Below are 17,485 nucleotides of genomic sequence, written 5' to 3'. Positions count from 1 at the left end.
TTCCACCTTTCTAGTATGCACGCAACAATAATTGAAGTAAATCACATTCCCTCTTTACGTAATTTTTATCTTCATTCAACTGTTGATAAAATGACTCCAATTGTGCATACTCTTTTTCAATTTCGTTCAAATCATCTTTAATTGTATTAATATCAACGCCATAAATATTTTTTGCGCATTGAATATGATGTTGATCCATCAGATCGATATATTTATTTTCTAATTCAATTGTTCTTCTGTCAATCATCAACTGTAACTGCACTTTTTTATGCTGCATATAATATAATGCTTGGTCGATATCGTGTATTTTCAAATCTAAGTGGTTTAAATATTGACTGAATACTTGATGATAAAGTTCGTAAAAAAATCTTTCAAAATAGGCTCTTAATAGTTGTACCATAATCAAATCACCTCATATGTTACCCCTATTATAAAATGGTCCTGCGCCTTAAGGAATAGGCTACAGAACCATTTCTATTTAAGACTTAAGTCTCAATCTATTCAGCATCGATGCTTTTTGTTGTTAATACCGGTCCATCTTTTGTGACGATTACCGTATGCTCAATTTGCGCAACAAAACTTTTATCTTTAGTTTCAAACGCCCACTCATTTTTACCTTCTGTAACATAAATTGCATTTGATGAAATAAAAGGTTCGACTGCAAGTACCATACCCTCTTTGAGCAACGTTTTTTCTTGAGGATCAAAGTAGTTTAAAACATGTGCGGGTGCTTCATGTAAAGATTCACCTACACCATGACCTGTTAAGTTTTTAATGACTTTCAAATCATTTTTACGCGCTGTCGCATGAACAGCTTTCCCGATTTGGCTTAACTTTGCGCCTGGTTTTACTTTTTTCATGGCAGCATCAAATGCTTCTTGAGCGACTTCACATACTTTATGTTTAATTTCTTGATCTGTCTCGCCTACGACAAATGAAATACCTGTGTCTGCATAATAACCATTTTTCAATGCAGATACATCAATATTTACAAGATCTCCTTCATGGATCACACGTTTGCTTGGAATTCCATGTGCGACTTCTTCGTTCACACTAATACAAGTTTGGCCAGGAAAATTTTCATCATGAATCGGCGCAGAAATCGCACCTGAAGCTTCAAACATATCTTTCGCAATATTATCTAGCTCTTTCGTTGTAATTCCTGGTTTTGTTGCTGCTTTCATAGTATCTCTAATATTTGCGCAGATTGCACCAATTTCTTTTAAAGCTTGTAATTCTTCGTCAGTTTTTACTATCATTTTTATCCCGTTCCTTTTAAAAATTTATACAGTCCTTATTATAACAAAAATTTTTTGATATACTAATAATGAACTATGGAACAGGAGATTTTGAATTATGAAGGATAAATGGTATAAAAATTTAGTAGGTGCCCGCACAATCAAAACCGGCTTAGCAACTTTTTTAACTGCATTATTTTGCTTATCACTGAATCTAAACCCCATCTTCGCTATTTTATCAGCAGTTGTGACAATAGAACCCACCGTTAAAGCTTCCATTCGAAAAGGTTATAAGAGGCTTCCCGCCACAGTAATGGGCGCATTTATCGCTGTCGTCTGTACATATTTTTTAGGCGATGATTCAGCGTTTACGTATGGTTTGACCGCGACACTTACCATTTTATTATGTATCAGATTTAATTTACATGTTGGTGTGACCGTTGCCACTTTAACCGCACTTGCGATGATTCCAGATATTCACGACAATTATACATTCAACTTTTTTTCTCGCTTACTTACTGCAATTATTGGCTTGGTCACGGCTGGATTGGTCAACTTTGTGATCATGCCTCCCAAATATTACAATCAAATTGATGCCTTAATCGAAAAATCTGAAAGAGAAATATATCATCTATTTGATGAACGGATGAAAGAACTCATGTTAGGTTTATTTCAATCCGATAAAAGTGATAAAGCAGTCGAAGCACTTCATGTGTTAAACACTCGTATCGAAGAACTTCTAGGTTATCAACGTGATGAATTGAAATATCACAAAGAAAGAAATCACTCTGAAGAATGGTTGCGTCTTCGTAAACTGACCAACCGTGCACATGAAAATCGATTGATGATTACCCATTTATCCAACATCATCTATTTACCAAAAGATGCGATGATGCTATTTAGTCATGATGAAAAAATCGCTATTATTACAATCTCTCAACGTATTGATCAAATTTTTAAGTGCGGAACGCTTATGCCCGAAAGAAAGGCAGCTACAACACTTAAAAACTCAGTTAAAAGTTTAAATGACTTTGATCAAAACCAAGTTAAAAGTCATACCATTTATGAGATATTGTTGATATATCGTATTTTACTGTTGCGCTATAAAGTGAATTAACATGGCTGATGTATTTCTATTTAATACTAAAAACTACCAATAAATAAAAAGTGATTTTAACTAAAATTAGTTAAAATCACTTTTTAATATATTTTTATTACAATTAATTTTTAAAATTAATTTAAAACCAAATCTTCAAAATCATATATCCGGTATTTCATCGTATTTTTTAAATGTAATTGATTTCTAGACCACGAATCATATTTTTCATATAACAGTAAAATTTTAGAGTTTTTAGTTTCGGTTAGTGCAGAATAGGAATAACCATCATTTGCATTATTTACTTCTTTATGTTTAACCCAGTCTATATAATTTGAACCATTTTCCACAAAGCCTATCCATATTTGACCATTATTTCTTCCTGTAGTCGAATTCGGTGAACTTTAAATTATTACATCTTTACCTTCAACTTTTTTTGAAGCTTTTATTACTGACAGTTGTGTCCCGTATCTAGTTTGTTTTATTTGATTAAGATATCGTACTTTGTCACATGTATTACCATGATCATAACTTGTCATATAACCGATTTTACCTGTAGTAGTTCGTAAAAACGCTTTTATTACACCTGGTTTCAATTCAATCATTTGCGCTTCAACAGTTGCATTTTTAAAAGGTAGCTCTGCTTTTGTAGACTTCCATGTGTAACCATGATCATCGCTGTATATAAAGATTAATCCTTGACTTGTATATGATGAAAATATTAACCGCCCATTAGATGTTGCTAAACCTTGACCTGGACTTAAATACGTTGCATTATGATTCAATCCTAAAAATGGCGGTAAAATCATTGGATGATTCCAGTTTTTTCCATCATCACTTGTTGTGTAAGCTAAATAATTCGTAGGTGTTACTTTAAAAATAGAATCTTTATAAAAAATATTCATTTTAACTTTCTTGCCATTATGATACTCTTTTAGTTCATTACCATTAAATCTCACTGAATATTGAGTTACGTACTGATACTCACCATTTTTTAGAATATTATAATTCTCATCTACTTTATATTCAGTTGGTTTTTGTTGCTTATCATTAAATATTAAACCATCTTCTCTGATGGAATAGTCATAATTATTGTCATTCTCAAATTTTAATTTTAAATAATAATTTTCATTTATTTTTTTAAACCCTGAATCATTTTTTAAAGCATTATTATTGCCTACACCTGCTGGCATCATGTCAGCCATTAAAAAAATTGTATTAGTCTTTTTGTCTTGTACTATAGCAGAATCGATAAATGAAGCACTGCCCTGAATTTGCTTGTTTTTACCCACATTATCTCTAGGCCAGTCAATTAATTGATTTTCATAATCTTGGAAATGTAAAGCTAATTTTGGAGAAGACCAAGTTTCACCATCTTCACTTATAGATGTTGCAATATTAATTTTACTCTTAGCATCATGAGTACCACCATAACGTGCGTCAGCACTAGCAATAATATTTCCATTGTTTAATGTATATAACACAGGAATTCTAAAATAATTTGCTTGGGTTTCATCTCCTGCAGTAAAAATATCTTTATCCATTGTAACTTTATCCTTCGCTAATGCATTTATATTAGTTATCAAAAACATACTCAATAATAAAGATATCAACAAAAGTAAAGAAAACTTAAATAAATATTTCATTAAATGTTCACTTCAGTTCTTTCTCGTTCTTCTCTTAATTCTCTAGCAATTCTATCAGTGGTTTTCTTATTCATAGGATAACCAAATATTAAAATTAGCGCCGCCACTAAAAAAAGAACGGCAGGTAATAAGTTAGAAAGCATATAAATTCTTTCTTGAACAATTGCTGATTGCATTACTCCTCCACTTGTAGAAGATTGATAGCCGATTACTGCTAACATAAGTCCCACGATTCCTCCTGAAAATGCTTGCGCTACTTTTCTAGCAAAAGAATTCAAACCATAGACTGTACCATCTTCTCGTAAACCTGTGTGATACTGATGCGCATCAATAACATCTGTAATTAACGCCCAAACAATAACATTGAAAACTGAGTATCCTATTGTTGCAAAAAACATTAATGATACGTACACCCATGGGTTCGTTGTATGCAAGAAAAAGAGTATGAAAAACATTAGTGAAGAAAAAGGTAGTGCTACCATTGTGACCTCTTTCTTTCCGAATCTTCTGACAAAATAAATTGTAGGTGCTGCTACTAAAATAACTGTTCCCCAATTAAATAACATTGCTACTGACATTGCTTTTGGATTATGGAAATAATCATTAAATAAGTATGTTGTAGTTGTGCCGTACAAAATTTGTGTAAGTACTACAAAAAAATCAACGATAATTAATATCAAAATTGCACGATCCGTAAATAATCCTTTTAACAAACGACCGATAGTTACTTTTTCTTTTTTCTTAATCTGTACACGTTCTACTAGCATTTTATTGATAATTATATAGACCACAAATGCAATGCTACAGCAAATTAAAGCAATTATAAAAAATCTCATTCCTGAAATTGTTTTTTCACCATGTTCATTTGTTTTGTATATAAATATTGGAATTAGAAATCCAGTTGTAGACATACCAATAGCTGCCCCTACACTTCTAAATGTCGATAAGGCTGCACGATCATCCGGATGGTCACTAATTGCTGCTGCCATAGAACCATATGGTATATTAATAGCCGATAATACAACCCCAAAAATCAAATAAGTAGCAAAAACATAAATAATCTTAGAAACGTCATTCCAATCATTGACTAAAGGTAAGAAAAGTAATAATGAAATCAAGCAAAAAGGATACTTCATTCGTCTAATCCATGGCTTAAACCGGCCTTCAGGCGTCAATTCCGCAATGTCTATCATTCTTCCTACAGAAATATCAGCAAATGCATCAATAATTCTTGAAATCATAAATAATATTCCTACAATACCACCAGCAATTCCTAATACATTTGTATAATAAATCATTAAAAAGCTATTTACCAAACCTAGAATAGCATCATTACCAATATCACCTAACATATATCCTATTTTATCTTTGATTCCAAAAGGTTTTGCATCAACTTTTATTGCAGTCATTTTGTTATCATCTGCGCTTGTAATTTTTTTGACTTCCATTTCTAACACAACCTTCAAAATGATTAATATAAAACTTTATATTGATTTTTCTATAATCTCACTTAACGCAACTTTTCTATCCTCTACACTTGATAATGTTGCAGCATCAGCTGTAGCAATTGCTTCCTCAGCAGCAGTCCCGTCTAAAAGTTTCAAATATTCACTAGTGACCTCTTCACCATGTAAAACATTATTAAAAAATTCCATTTCTTTATGAATTAAAGTATTTAACCATAAAGGTGTTCGTTTTCCAGGATGGCCGTACTGTATAGCACCATCCATTTCTGTTCCATGATATATTTGAGTACGGTTATCATCCTCTTCTTGTGTTTCGTGAATTAGAAAATGTGTTTCCTCGCCATTTACTTTCAAAGTTCCTCCAGTGTCATATAAGTTAAGCATTATTGCCCCTTTTGTACCTTGAATCATTACATAATGCTCACCCCATCTAAATGCCGAACCCCATTCTAAGTGAGCATATCTGTTACCAGAAAATTCTAAATTCATTAATATAAAATCATCTTCATCACCAAATTCATCTCCTTGATGTGCGATATCAGATGCAATCATCGATACCTTTTCTGGTAATCCTCCCATAATAAACTGAACACAATCTAATTCATGAATATGATGATACAAATGACCACCTGATTGATCTTTCATTTTCTTCCATGAAATATTTGATTGAGCTTCTTCCCAACCATTTCGTGTTGTTTTAACAAAGAGTATATCCCCAATAGCACCTTGATTTATAAGATTTTTAGCATGACGAACGCCATTAAAGAAATTCATAATATGACCCGCCATAAATGTCACGCCTGCTTTTTTACAAGCATTTACCATTTCAACACAATCTTTATAATTTAAAGCTATTGGCTTTTCACAAAAGACATGCTTCTTATTCTCTGCTGCTTTTAATACAGATTCTTTATGAAGATGATTAGGTGTAGCTACAATAACGCAATCCACTTCATTATCAGTCACTAATTCATCTAAATGATGAGCTTGTTTACATTCTAATTCTTTAGCAATCTCCTTTCCGTTTTTCGGGTCAAAAACAGAAATAATCTTAGCCCCTTTGTTTTTTTTCATTGCTCTTGCAAGTTCAGCACCAAAATAACCCGTTCCGACAATACCGTATCCAATAGTTTTTTCCGACATACTAAAACCCCTTTCAAATAGATGTAAGCCTTTCCAAAAATATACATTGAATAGAATTATATTTCAATATTTATTAAAATTTTGAAAGGTGTTTCAATCCAAGCCGGAATTTATCTTTATTAATAGGTAAATATTAATTTATATTTCAGAAATTTCCTGTTTTTTATCTATAATTGTCTCATATATAATTAGGAAGCCAGTAAATGAATTCTTATGAAAACATTTACTGGCTTCTTTTTTAAAACATAGTTTAAATTATATAAAACTTTAACTTTTATTTTTACGCGCTCGATCTATTAATACTTGTTTAGCTTGTTCTTCTTCAGCATTATCAACATGAAGGGGTTCAAACGGAATACCTTTTCGTTCTGCAGCAGCTTTCAATAAGTAGTCCGTCATCTCATGATTTTTTGGTAAAATCGGACCATGTAAATAGGTTCCTAATAAATTTTTATAATGTAGACCTTCTTTTTTGTCTGTATCATTATTACCATAACCATAAGTCACAGTCCCTAGCGCATCATATTGATGATACGTACGTCCACCATGATTTTCAAAACCTACAATCGTACCAAAAGTCTCACTTTCGATTACAATGTCCCCTGTCAATCGCTCTTGATTCGCCTCTGTATAAAAATCAAGAATGTGTAAACCTTCGAGTACTTCACCGCTTGGTGTAATATATTTTTCTCCTAAAAATTGATATCCACCACAAACTGTCAATCCTGGCATCCCATCTTCAATGGCTGTCTTCAACTCTGTTTTTATTTTGCGCAATGACTCAGTCGCTAAGCTTTGTTCTCGGTCACTGCCACCTCCGATAAAAAAGAGGTCCGCTTTTGATAAATCAATATCACTTGTATCGTTGATATCTACGACGTGAAGTTGAATATTTCTTTGTTTTGCTCGATATTTGAGCGCCATAATATTACCAATATCACTATATAAATTTAATTTATCTGGCATAAAATGATAAACCGTTAACTCATGCATTAGGCTCATCCTCCTCAAACGAGCGATTTAATTGTTCAAGCATTGGTGCTAAAGACGTATAGTTTGGAATCGCAACTGTAAAACTTTCATAATTCATAGTCATTGCTGTAGCTTTATAGATATCTTTTTCAAGAATAATTGGAACAGTTACTTCCGCAATTTTTAAGCGTAATTGTAATTCTTCCGCTCTTGCCCCAGTCACAATAATCGCTTCAATTTCTTGCTCGCTTAACTTTTCAAAATCCGCATCATAAATCCATGATGTATCTTTACCATCTGCCGCAAAATCATTTAAGCTGATTACATATACTTTCGATTCATTTAATTTCTCTCCCATCGCAATGGAAGCATTCATACCAGCAGGGTTTTTAGCTAAATTAATGAGGGCTTTTTTTGTACCACTTTCGAAATACTGCATTCGACCATTATCAGACGTATATGTTTCAAAGCCTTTTTTAATAGCATCATTATCTAAACCAAGGTCTCTTAAAACTGTATAAGCTGCTAACGCATTATACGCGTTAAAATCCCCAGCTATTTTCATGTCGAATGTCGCATCATTAACATTCATTTTAATAAAAGGATTAATTGTAAATGATTTCACTTCGTATTTCGGAGTTTGACGATTGAAACCACATCGACATGTATAGTGTCCTAGCTGATTATAATGAATATGGGAATAGTTTAAAAGCGCCCCACAACTCGGACAGTATCGGCTTTCATTCATCGTAGACTGTTCAAATGTATACGCATGTGCTTTCATGCCATAATATGTGACATGATCACTCGCAATTTTCAAACGACTGACGAATGGGTCATCTGCATTTAATAAAAGATGAATACCTTTACCTTGAATCGCTGAAATAATACCGTTCACCATAATATCAATTTCTCCAAAACGATCCATTTGATCTCTGAAAAAATTAGTAAAAACCATTTTCGTTGGCGTCATTTCCTTTAAAACACGTGGTATTGAGCCTTCGTCAATTTCTATAATTGCAATTTTTGTTTGATTTGAAGATTGAACAATGAAAGCTGAAGTGATACCAGCTGCCATGTTTGCACCTTCATTATTGTGAATAATCTCAATGTTATTCGCTCTTAATGTATGACCGATTAAATTAGAGGTCGTCGTTTTACCATTTGTGCCACTCACAAATACAACTTCATCAACACGACCTGCTAATTTACGTAAAATATCTTTATCAATTTTTCTCGCAACTTGACCTGGCAAATCTGTCCCTTTTCGGCCTGTTGCACGACTTGCTTTTCTGGCAAGCTTTGCCATATGAATTGCTGTCCATTGTCTCATAGCACTTTCTCCTCCAATTTACTTAAAACATTATACCATGACGCGCGATTTTACAAAATAAATTAAACGATGATAGATTAACACCCCTATTTTTAGGATATATTTATAGTCACCCACTCGAATTGCATTTTTGCATCAATGATTGAAAAAGGGTAAAATGTCTGTGGGGCACAATCTTACAATGGGGTGACTTTTATGTTAAATCAAAAATTACTAGATGCTTTAAATCAACAAATGAATCATGAATACTTTGCAGCTCATGCGTATATGGCTATGGCTGCATATTGTGACTATCATTCTTATGAGGGCTTTGCAAATTTCTATATAGAACAAGCTAAAGAAGAACGTTTCCACGGTCAAAAGATTTATGATTACATCAATGATCGCGGTGAAAAAGCGGTATTCAGCGACTTGAATGCACCTAAAGTTGACTTTAATTCTATACTTGAAACATTTGAAGATGGACTCAAACAAGAACAACATGTCACAAAACATTTTTATGAACTCTCTGAAATCGCGCGTGAAGAAAAAGATTATGCGACAATTTCATTTTTAAACTGGTTCTTAGATGAACAAGTTGAAGAAGAAGCAATGTTTGAAACGCATATCGATTATTTAAAACGTATTGGTGATGATGCAAATACGCTTTATTTATACGAAAAAGAATTAGCTTCACGTCGATTTAATGACCAAGCATAATTGAAATAAAAATCAGTTATATTCAGCAAAGTCGGTTGCTGTTAAACAACGATTTGTATTTTTTATCATGCGAAACTTTTAAAATTAAATGAGACATCCATCTTTACGCTATCGTTTTGATGGATGTCTTATTTATATTCATCATGCAATCTATCATTATGAAAATTATTTTTATGATTTCTTAGATTATGTTAATATTTATATATCTTTTTTAACGGAGTTGAATGACATGGCGACTAATGCCTTTGTAGCACTCGATTTTGAAACTGCCAATTATAAAAGAACAAGCATTTGTTCAGTGGGAATGGTCAAAGTGGTTGATAATCAGCTGACTGAAACGTTTTATACATTGGTCAATCCGAAAGATTATTTCTCACCACAAAATATTAGAATACATGGTATTCATCAAAATGATGTACAAGATGCACCTGATTTTGCATATGTGTATCCTTATATGATGCAATTTATAGATGATTTACCTGTTGTCGCGCACAATGCTGCGTTTGATATGTCTGTATTGCATGCTAGCATTCAAGCTGCAAATATGCAAACGCCTCCAATGACTTACTTTTGTTCTTATCAATTATCAAAACGTACTGTTGCTTCTAAACGACACGGCCTTAAACATATGATGTCACATTTTAAATTGGACTTTCATGGGCACCATGACGCTTTAAATGATGCTAAAGCATGTGCCATGATTACTTATCGCCTTTTAAAACACTATCCAAGTTTAGAAAATGTGCTTCAAATTTACGGTAAGCAACTGACCGATAAAGATTCATTATAAATAATCATAAATGGTCATATTTCGAAAAAACGCATCTTGCAAACTACCGACTGTGACCCCGATTAATCGAATCGGCGTATCTGCTTCTTTAAGCTCATAATAAAGTTCGTAAGCCACTTGATAAATGTCTTCCGCTTCTCTGACCGGTGTATTTAAACTTCGCTGTTTGGAATAATTTTCAAAGCGGTCCGTCTTAATTTTCACTGTCACAGTTCGCCCCGCTTGATTCAATTTTTCAAGTCGCTCAGCAATTTTATCACACAGCATTTCAATTTTTTGTAATATCTCTTCGTCATCATTCGTATCGATTGAAAAAGTACGTTCTGCCCCCACACTTTTCCGAATCCGCTCTGATTTAACACTTCTCTGATCACGACCCCGTACACGCTCATAAAGATGTTGCCCTTTCTTTCCAAAAAGTTGCACAAGCTCTCTTTCTGATTTTTGATATAAATCTTTTCCAGTAAAAATATCATGTTGTTGCATCTTCGCTTTTGAGGCCTTCCCTACACCTGGAAAATCACCGATATCTAACCCCATTAAAATATCATGTACATTGTCATAATCAATAACTGTGAGTCCGTTGGGTTTATTCATACCACTGGCTAATTTGGCAAGAAATTTATTATATGAGACACCTGCGCTTGAAGTCAGCTTCGTTTTCTCATAAATGTCTCGACGTATAAATTGAGCAATACGTGATGCAGGAAGGTCGGGGCGTACTAAGTCAGTAATGTCTAAAAAAGCCTCATCTAAAGACAAAGGTTCCACTTGATCTGTATAACTTTTAAATATATCCATAATTTGTTGGGAAACTTCTCGATACACTTCATATCTCGGCGTAACATAATAACCGTCCGGGCATAACTGGTGCGCTCTCGCCATAGGCATGGCTGAATGTACACCAAAAGCTCTAGCTTCATAAGATGCTGTAGAAACCACACCCCGCCCACTTGCTTTTCCACCCACAATAACGGGCTTTCCTCGTAATTTCGGATGGTCACGTACTTCCACTTGTGCAAAAAAGAAATCCATATCAATATGAATAATACGACGCTCACTCATATAACACCCTCCTCTCATCCATCGCTTTCCTTCACATGCTTTAATTTAAACGGACAGATTCATTTTGTTCTATCAATTTGATTGATGTTTAAATCTAACTCGTAAAAATCGCGCTCCATTTACTCAGACAAATATGATTATAGCTACATCAAAACATTTAATATTGCAAAAACAAATTAACCCCAATTATTCAATTATCAAAAATAATTATGCTATAAGTTGCTAAAAAATACTATAATAAAAGAGATTAGCAACAATACAGCCTACCTCACAAAGGAGATGTAAACCTATGCTATTAACAGCCATCAATTTGATTTATTTACTCATTATAAAATTAATGCACCATGCGCTAAAGAATCATATTGGTGATCAACCCAACTTATGGATTGGTTTTAGAACACCTACAACATTTAAATCCACTGAAATTTGGCTATTTGCTCAGCGCCAATCTTTAAAGGATTTTTTCAAGATCAGTATGATTTCACTCATCATCGGCATCGGCTGGTTGATTTATGATTTACTTCATTTTATTCAAGAAATGTCAATCATCATTCAAGCTTTTCTCATTATCTTCATCTCTCTTATCATCGTTATTACAACAGAGATTAAAGTACGAAAATTTGCTAAGACACAGCAAAAATAAACACCTTTTTAGCATCCAAATTCCCTAGATAATGATGTTAGACCAGCTGACTTTATAACTCATTTCATAATAAAAATCGACTACACTTTAATGAACGGTGCACTGTGACATGCCGTTCGTTTTAGTGTGGTCGATTGTTGATCTTCACATGTGCATTTATCATCGAAGATTTTAATCATTCATTTTATGAGTATAGTGTGTTGGCTTCTGTTGATATAATATTAATCCATCTTCTGTCATTTCAAAATACTGTGCTTTTTTATCTTTCAACGCGATAAAAACAAGGTAAAAAGAAATTAAACAATAACCCATGTAAATCGCAAAAACAAATATAACAGATGTATAAGGCAGGTTGATGAAAATAACAAATAACAATAAACAAATTAAAACGGATGGCAGTAACATTACCGTTAAAAACGTAATTCGATTAAAGAAATACTCAGGCAAAAATGTTAAAAGTACACCGTTTTTCAGTTGATAAGAACGTGATTGCTCATTTGAAATCATCTTAAAAAGTAATGTTTTCATCCCCTCATGAAAACAAACGATAACCAAAAACCCTAAAATACCAATAATTATATTTGTAAAAAAGCGTTGTTCTTGAATTGTAGTGACAATCATCGCCCATTTATAACTCAATACAATAAAAGCTAACACAACTATAACCTGAAGCAATAAGAAGCGCTTCATCACTTGCCTATTATGAAAAAGGTCAATTCTATACATGCATTCACCCTCTTATGATGTATCTGTTATCTCTATTATAACTTACAATTGTATACAGTTGTAGCGACTAAAGCCCTATTTTCTTTCTAAAAGTGCCACAGTTTCAACATGTGTTGTATGCGGAAACATATCTACTGGCGTTATCTCTTTTAGTTCATATTGATTGGTAAGACTTTCGATATCTCTTAACTGCGTACTTGGATTACAAGAGACATAGACAATGCGTTGAGGTGCAAGTTGATTCAAAGTCTGAATAAATGTTGCGTCACAGCCTTTACGAGGGGGATCGACCGTAACAACATCGGGTTGAATACCTTCTTTCTGCCACTTCAAGATAACATCTTCAGCAGTCCCCGCAACAAATGTCGTATTAGAAATATGATTTTTTTGTGCATTTCGTTGCGCATCTTCAATCGCTTCAGGTACCACCTCTACCCCATACACATGTTTCGCATGCGGTGCCATAAATAAGCCAATTGTCCCTATGCCACAATACGCATCTAGTACCGTTTCACGACCTGTTAACTTTGCATATTCGAGTGCTTTCGCGTATAACTTTTGTGTTTGTGTGACATTAATTTGATAGAAAGACAAGTCTCCAATTTCAAAAGTAAGCTGTTCCAATTGATCTTCAATGATTTCTTGACCATAGATTGTTCGAGATGTTTTTCCCATAATCACGTTGGATCGATCGCGTTGAAAGTTCAACTTGATACTTTTTATATTTTTAAATTTTTGTGTTAATGCCGCTACAATTTCATCTTGATATGGAAGTTTCGTCCCATTTATCACAAAGATAACCATAATCTCTTGTGTATAATAGCCTTTTCTAACAACTAAATGACGGACTAATCCTTTATGTTGTTGTTCATCATAAGGCGCGATGTGATATTTTTTTAATAAATCTTTCACCATAGTCATCATTTCATTTTGATCATCATATTGAATGAGACACTGTTCCATATCAATAATTTGATGACTGCGTTGACGATAAAAACCCATTTCGACTTCATTGTGACGCCCCGCACCTACAGGAATTTGTGACTTATTACGATAATGCCAAGGGTGCTCCATTCCAACTGTAGGATGAATAGGCACATGCGTCATCTTCCCTTTGTGATGGAAAAGATTAATCACTTGTTTTCTTTTCATCTCCAACTGCGCTTCATAAGAAAGATGTTGTAATTGACACCCGCCACATTGTTGATAATAGACACAAGGCGGTTCGACACGGTCTTGACTCGGTGATTGAACTTCTATTAACTTCCCTATCGCAAAATTCTTTTTAACTTTAATAACTTTATATTTTATTTTCTCATCGACTAAAGTTTGTGGAATAAATATTGGATAACGTTCCTTTTTGACTACACCATGCCCTTCATGTGTGAGATCCACAACTTCCCCTTCATAAACTTCATTTTTTTTAACTAAATCCATGTTATTCAACTCACTTTTTCGAATTAGAAGTTCTTTTAACCAAAGATAAAGGAGTGGAATCAAATCTAACACTAGATTTAAAATTCCACCCCACGTTGATGTGTTGTTTCATCAAGATAGTATAACACGATACGATGGTGACACTTTATCCATTTTATTCAGACTGCGTCGGTTCGTCAATCAGTAATTCATTGCGATCTTGCCCTGGCGAAAAGACCTCGATATGACGGACTAAGTTTAAAAAGTTCGCCGGTAACTGACCCCCGTACTCACCATCTACATTTAATGGCATATCGCTGAACGAGGAAATATTAATCGACTGTGCCTTATGGTAGTGTACTTTTGGATGTTTAATATGTTCCCCTCTAGAAGCCAAAGTCATAATATGACCGAGTTCAGCTAAATTTGCTTTTTCCACAATTAATAAAGTAAATTTACCGTCATCTAATTTGGCATCCGGCACTAGTTTTTCAAATCCTGCCATCGAATTCGTTAATCCAAGTAGGAATAACATGATTTCACCCTCAAAAACATGTGAATCATATTCAATTCGGACATCAACCGCATGCATCTGTGGCAACATTTCAAATCCTTTAATGTAATATGCAAATGGGCCAACTATTGATTTTAACTTGCTAGGTGCCTCGTACGAAACTTCTGTGATTTTACCGCCACCTGCTAAATTAATAAAATAGCGACTATTCATTTTTCCAATATCGACTTGAACTGTTTTGCCTTCCAAAATGACATCGACCGCTTCAAATATATCTGTAGGTAGATGAAGCGCTCTTCCAAAGTCATTAACCGTTCCCATAGGAATCAATCCAAGTTTGGGACGTTGTGGTTTTTCGGCAATACCATTCACGACTTCATTTAAAGTCCCGTCACCACCTGCAACAACTAACAAATCATAATGCGCATCTATAGCTCGCGCAGCTTCTTCCGTTGCATCGCCTACCCTTTGCGTGGCATAGGCACTTGTTTCATAACCAGCCTGTTCCATTTTAACAAGTACGTCAGGCAAAGCTCGTTTAAACATTTCTTTTCCTGATGTAGGATTATAAATTATTCTCGCGCGTTTTCTCATTTCTATCCCTCAATTTTTCAATACTCACAACTTATATTATAGTAAACATTGTTGTATTGAAAGCTAAAAACGTTTAAATTTAATCAAATTTATTCAAAGTAGCGACTGAGCCTCTATTGCTTCCCTGATACATAGACAATTAGCGATGATGTTAAATGTATTTGGATGGAGTTTATCTAACTATTTTTATGCATTTAAAGCATTTATTTATGATTAACCTTTACTTCAAAATTAATCATTTTAAGCCACTTTATACTTACGATTTTATTTGATTAACAACCTATAATCATATATTTGTTTATAAATATTATTTAAGAATTTTTGCAGTGAAATGATTATTCGGAGGTAACCTAGTGAAAAAAGCAAAAGAAAATTTAGATATTTATATAAGAAGCTTACCTTTTTTAGGCCTGATAATTAGCTGTTTCTCACTTATATTGTTTTTCTTTATTTTGAAAGCCGATGGAGATTTTTTTGTCATTTTTGCTTATTGTTTAGTGCCATTATTTGTTAATACATCTGTGTATGCTGTATATATGCTTTTTAAAAAGAATCTATAAACAAACAATCATTTTTTTAGTAGATAGGACATTTATGATTTTTAGACTAAAAATTTAGATAGATACGTTTCTACTTGAGGAAGTCTATTTTTAAATAGAAAAAACGGGGCTGAGCATAAAAACCCAGTCCCGTTTGTTATATTAAATTAAACCTTTATTGCTTTTCTAATTCTTGTTTTAACAATTGGTTTGCTAATTGTGGATTAGCTTGTCCTTTAGATAATTTCATGATTTGACCTACTAAGAAGCCCATCGCTTTTCCTTTTCCGTTTTTAAAGTCTTCAACAGATTGTGGATTATTTGCAATTGCCTCTTGAACAAATTTAAGAATTTCACCTTCATCTGAAATTTGAACTAGGCCTTTATCTTTCATGATTTGTTTAGCATCCCCACCATTTTTAGCTAATTCAGGGAATACTTTTTTCGCAATTTTGCTACTCATCGTACCATCTTGAATCAATTTGATCATGCCTGCTAAATTCGTTGGTGTAAGTGCTGTATCTTGTAATTCAATTTGGTTTTTATTTAAATATTCATTAACTCCGCCCATTAACCAGTTTGAAATGAGCTTCACTTCTGCACCTTCAGCGACTGCTTTTTCAAAGAAGTCAGACATTTCTTTTGTTAATGTTAGAACGTGTGCATCGTATTCAGGTAAACCATATTCTTTTACATATTTATCTTTACGTGCATCTGGAAGTTCAGGAATTGAAGCACGAACACGCGCTTTCCAGTCTTCATCAATGTACAATGGCACGATGTCTGGTTCTGGGAAATAACGATAATCATCTGATGCTTCTTTAACACGCATCAAGATTGTTTTGCCTGTTGATTCCTCGAAACGACGTGTTTCTTGTAGAATTTCGCCACCATTTAAGAGTTCTTCTTCTTGGCGTTTAACTTCATATTCTAAACCTTTACGAACATTGTTAAATGAATTCAAGTTTTTCAATTCGGCTTTTGTACCAAATTTTTCTTGTCCGTATGGTCGTAAAGAGATGTTCGCATCACAACGTAATGAACCCTCTTCCATTTTACAGTCAGATACGCCTGTATATTGAATGATAGAACGTAATTTTTCTAAATAAGCATATGCTTCTTCTGGTGAACGAATATCAGGTTCTGAAACGATTTCTACAAGTGGTGTCCCTTGACGGTTTAAGTCAACAAGTGAGTAGCCGTTTTTATGTGTCGATTTCCCTGCGTCTTCTTCCATATGCAATCTTGTAATACCAATACGTTTTGTTTCACCGTTCACTTCAATATCAATATAACCATTTTCTCCAATGGGCTGATCTAATTGAGAGATTTGGTAGGCCTTTGGATTGTCTGGATAAAAATAGTTTTTACGGTCAAACTTAGATTCTGTAGCAATTTCCATATTTAAGGCCATCGCTGCACGCATTGACCAGTCCACTGCACGACGGTTAACCGTTGGTAAGACACCAGGGTAACCTAAATCGATCACGGTTGTGTTTGTATTTGGCTCAGCACCGTATGCTACTGGTGCATTCGAAAACATTTTTGAGTCTGTTTTCAATTCAACATGGACTTCAAGTCCGATTATTGTTTCAAAATGCATTG

17 protein-coding genes are annotated in these 17,485 nt (G+C 33.8%); 5 read left to right on the top strand and 12 right to left on the bottom strand.

From position 1 onward, the window contains the following. Window positions 1-10: 10 nt before the first annotated feature. Window positions 11-400, bottom strand: a complete 390-nt coding sequence (locus MUA40_RS04300) for a hypothetical protein (RefSeq protein WP_016425509.1) — start codon at window positions 398-400, stop codon at window positions 11-13. A 97-nt stretch (window positions 401-497) separates the two neighbouring features. Next, complete coding sequence (gene map, locus MUA40_RS04295) at window positions 498-1,259, bottom strand: type I methionyl aminopeptidase (RefSeq protein WP_167732697.1); 762 nt, start codon at window positions 1,257-1,259, stop codon at window positions 498-500. A 97-nt stretch (window positions 1,260-1,356) separates the two neighbouring features. Between map and MUA40_RS04290 the strand changes: the two genes are divergently transcribed. Next, window positions 1,357-2,355, top strand: coding sequence for an FUSC family protein (locus tag MUA40_RS04290; protein ID WP_194368683.1), 999 nt, complete (start codon window positions 1,357-1,359; stop codon window positions 2,353-2,355). Between the two features lie 383 nt (window positions 2,356-2,738). Here MUA40_RS04290 and MUA40_RS04285 read toward each other — a convergent pair whose 3' ends face one another. From MUA40_RS04285 to murT, 5 genes are all read right to left on the bottom strand, one after another. Then, on the bottom strand, window positions 2,739-3,878 hold the full coding sequence (locus tag MUA40_RS04285; protein ID WP_242678349.1) for an exo-alpha-sialidase: 1,140 nt from the start codon (window positions 3,876-3,878) through the stop codon (window positions 2,739-2,741). A 101-nt stretch (window positions 3,879-3,979) separates the two neighbouring features. Then, window positions 3,980-5,428: an MFS transporter gene (locus MUA40_RS04280; RefSeq protein WP_262569936.1), complete on the bottom strand. Its 1,449-nt coding sequence runs from the start codon at window positions 5,426-5,428 to the stop codon at window positions 3,980-3,982. Window positions 5,429-5,464: 36 nt separating this feature from the next. Next, entirely contained in the window at window positions 5,465-6,589 is a 1,125-nt protein-coding gene (locus MUA40_RS04275) for a Gfo/Idh/MocA family protein (RefSeq protein WP_016425515.1), read from the bottom strand. A gap of 267 nt (window positions 6,590-6,856) precedes the next feature. Next, on the bottom strand, window positions 6,857-7,582 hold the full coding sequence (gene gatD, locus MUA40_RS04270; RefSeq protein WP_016425516.1) for a lipid II isoglutaminyl synthase subunit GatD: 726 nt from the start codon (window positions 7,580-7,582) through the stop codon (window positions 6,857-6,859). Next, complete coding sequence (murT, locus tag MUA40_RS04265; RefSeq protein WP_016425517.1) at window positions 7,575-8,894, bottom strand: lipid II isoglutaminyl synthase subunit MurT; 1,320 nt, start codon at window positions 8,892-8,894, stop codon at window positions 7,575-7,577. Before murT ends, gatD begins: the two co-directional genes overlap by 8 nt. 195 nt (window positions 8,895-9,089) lie before the next feature. Here murT and MUA40_RS04260 point away from each other — a divergent pair, with 195 nt between their 5' ends. Together MUA40_RS04260 and MUA40_RS04255 are read left to right on the top strand one after the other, a co-directional pair. Beyond that, a complete protein-coding gene (locus MUA40_RS04260) occupies window positions 9,090-9,593 on the top strand; it encodes a ferritin (RefSeq protein WP_016425518.1) in 504 nt (167 codons plus the stop codon). A 229-nt stretch (window positions 9,594-9,822) separates the two neighbouring features. Further along, window positions 9,823-10,383, top strand: coding sequence for a 3'-5' exonuclease (locus MUA40_RS04255; protein ID WP_037559172.1), 561 nt, complete (start codon window positions 9,823-9,825; stop codon window positions 10,381-10,383). Here the strand turns inward: MUA40_RS04255 and dinB are convergent. Beyond that, window positions 10,378-11,448, bottom strand: coding sequence for a DNA polymerase IV (gene dinB / locus MUA40_RS04250; protein WP_126496274.1), 1,071 nt, complete (start codon window positions 11,446-11,448; stop codon window positions 10,378-10,380). The genes MUA40_RS04255 and dinB overlap by 6 nt on opposite strands. Window positions 11,449-11,737: 289 nt before the next feature. Here dinB and MUA40_RS04245 point away from each other — a divergent pair, with 289 nt between their 5' ends. Further along, window positions 11,738-12,091 carry an SdpI family protein gene (locus MUA40_RS04245; RefSeq protein WP_016425521.1) on the top strand — a complete coding sequence of 118 codons (354 nt, stop codon included), beginning with the start codon at window positions 11,738-11,740 and terminating at the stop codon, window positions 12,089-12,091. A gap of 171 nt (window positions 12,092-12,262) precedes the next feature. Here MUA40_RS04245 and MUA40_RS04240 read toward each other — a convergent pair whose 3' ends face one another. The 3 genes from MUA40_RS04240 to MUA40_RS04230 all read right to left on the bottom strand — a co-directional run bounded on the left by MUA40_RS04240 (window position 12,263) and on the right by MUA40_RS04230 (window position 15,341). Beyond that, window positions 12,263-12,817, bottom strand: a complete 555-nt coding sequence (locus MUA40_RS04240; protein ID WP_016425522.1) for a metalloprotease family protein — start codon at window positions 12,815-12,817, stop codon at window positions 12,263-12,265. A 75-nt stretch (window positions 12,818-12,892) separates the two neighbouring features. Next, the gene (rlmD, locus tag MUA40_RS04235; protein WP_194368674.1) at window positions 12,893-14,254 is read right to left on the bottom strand and encodes a 23S rRNA (uracil(1939)-C(5))-methyltransferase RlmD; all 1,362 of its coding nucleotides are present in this window, start codon (window positions 14,252-14,254) and stop codon (window positions 12,893-12,895) included. A 154-nt stretch (window positions 14,255-14,408) separates the two neighbouring features. Further along, window positions 14,409-15,341, bottom strand: coding sequence for a diacylglycerol kinase (locus tag MUA40_RS04230; RefSeq protein WP_016425524.1), 933 nt, complete (start codon window positions 15,339-15,341; stop codon window positions 14,409-14,411). Between the two features lie 353 nt (window positions 15,342-15,694). On the opposite strand from MUA40_RS04230, the gene MUA40_RS04225 reads away from it, so the two are divergent. After that, entirely contained in the window at window positions 15,695-15,901 is a 207-nt protein-coding gene (locus MUA40_RS04225) for a hypothetical protein (RefSeq protein ID WP_016425525.1), read from the top strand. A 154-nt stretch (window positions 15,902-16,055) separates the two neighbouring features. Here MUA40_RS04225 and gatB read toward each other — a convergent pair whose 3' ends face one another. Then, window positions 16,056-17,483, bottom strand: coding sequence for an Asp-tRNA(Asn)/Glu-tRNA(Gln) amidotransferase subunit GatB (gene gatB, locus MUA40_RS04220; RefSeq protein WP_167732701.1), 1,428 nt, complete (start codon window positions 17,481-17,483; stop codon window positions 16,056-16,058). Window positions 17,484-17,485: the final 2 nt, after the last annotated feature.

This window comes from Staphylococcus schleiferi (assembly GCF_025558325.1).
Taxonomy (GTDB): domain Bacteria; phylum Bacillota; class Bacilli; order Staphylococcales; family Staphylococcaceae; genus Staphylococcus; species Staphylococcus schleiferi.
Note: the sequence above shows the minus strand (reverse complement) of the source record. Positions and strands in the feature narration are given on the sequence as shown.

Excerpts from the sequence above, each read along its gene's own strand:
- MUA40_RS04300 (WP_016425509.1), bottom strand. The coding sequence starts at position 400 with ATGGTACAACTATTAAGAGCCTATTTTGAAAGATTTTTTTACGAACTT.
- map (WP_167732697.1), bottom strand. The coding sequence starts at position 1,259 with ATGATAGTAAAAACTGACGAAGAATTACAAGCTTTAAAAGAAATTGGT.
- MUA40_RS04290 (WP_194368683.1), top strand. The coding sequence starts at position 1,357 with ATGAAGGATAAATGGTATAAAAATTTAGTAGGTGCCCGCACAATCAAA.
- MUA40_RS04285 (WP_242678349.1), bottom strand. The coding sequence starts at position 3,878 with ATGGATAAAGATATTTTTACTGCAGGAGATGAAACCCAAGCAAATTAT.
- MUA40_RS04280 (WP_262569936.1), bottom strand. The coding sequence starts at position 5,428 with ATGGAAGTCAAAAAAATTACAAGCGCAGATGATAACAAAATGACTGCA.
- MUA40_RS04275 (WP_016425515.1), bottom strand. The coding sequence starts at position 6,589 with ATGTCGGAAAAAACTATTGGATACGGTATTGTCGGAACGGGTTATTTT.
- gatD (WP_016425516.1), bottom strand. The coding sequence starts at position 7,582 with ATGCATGAGTTAACGGTTTATCATTTTATGCCAGATAAATTAAATTTA.
- murT (WP_016425517.1), bottom strand. The coding sequence starts at position 8,894 with ATGAGACAATGGACAGCAATTCATATGGCAAAGCTTGCCAGAAAAGCA.
- MUA40_RS04260 (WP_016425518.1), top strand. The coding sequence starts at position 9,090 with ATGTTAAATCAAAAATTACTAGATGCTTTAAATCAACAAATGAATCAT.
- MUA40_RS04255 (WP_037559172.1), top strand. The coding sequence starts at position 9,823 with ATGGCGACTAATGCCTTTGTAGCACTCGATTTTGAAACTGCCAATTAT.
- dinB (WP_126496274.1), bottom strand. The coding sequence starts at position 11,448 with ATGAGTGAGCGTCGTATTATTCATATTGATATGGATTTCTTTTTTGCA.
- MUA40_RS04245 (WP_016425521.1), top strand. The coding sequence starts at position 11,738 with ATGCTATTAACAGCCATCAATTTGATTTATTTACTCATTATAAAATTA.
- MUA40_RS04240 (WP_016425522.1), bottom strand. The coding sequence starts at position 12,817 with ATGTATAGAATTGACCTTTTTCATAATAGGCAAGTGATGAAGCGCTTC.
- rlmD (WP_194368674.1), bottom strand. The coding sequence starts at position 14,254 with ATGGATTTAGTTAAAAAAAATGAAGTTTATGAAGGGGAAGTTGTGGAT.
- MUA40_RS04230 (WP_016425524.1), bottom strand. The coding sequence starts at position 15,341 with ATGAGAAAACGCGCGAGAATAATTTATAATCCTACATCAGGAAAAGAA.
- gatB (WP_167732701.1), bottom strand. The coding sequence starts at position 17,483 with ATGCATTTTGAAACAATAATCGGACTTGAAGTCCATGTTGAATTGAAA.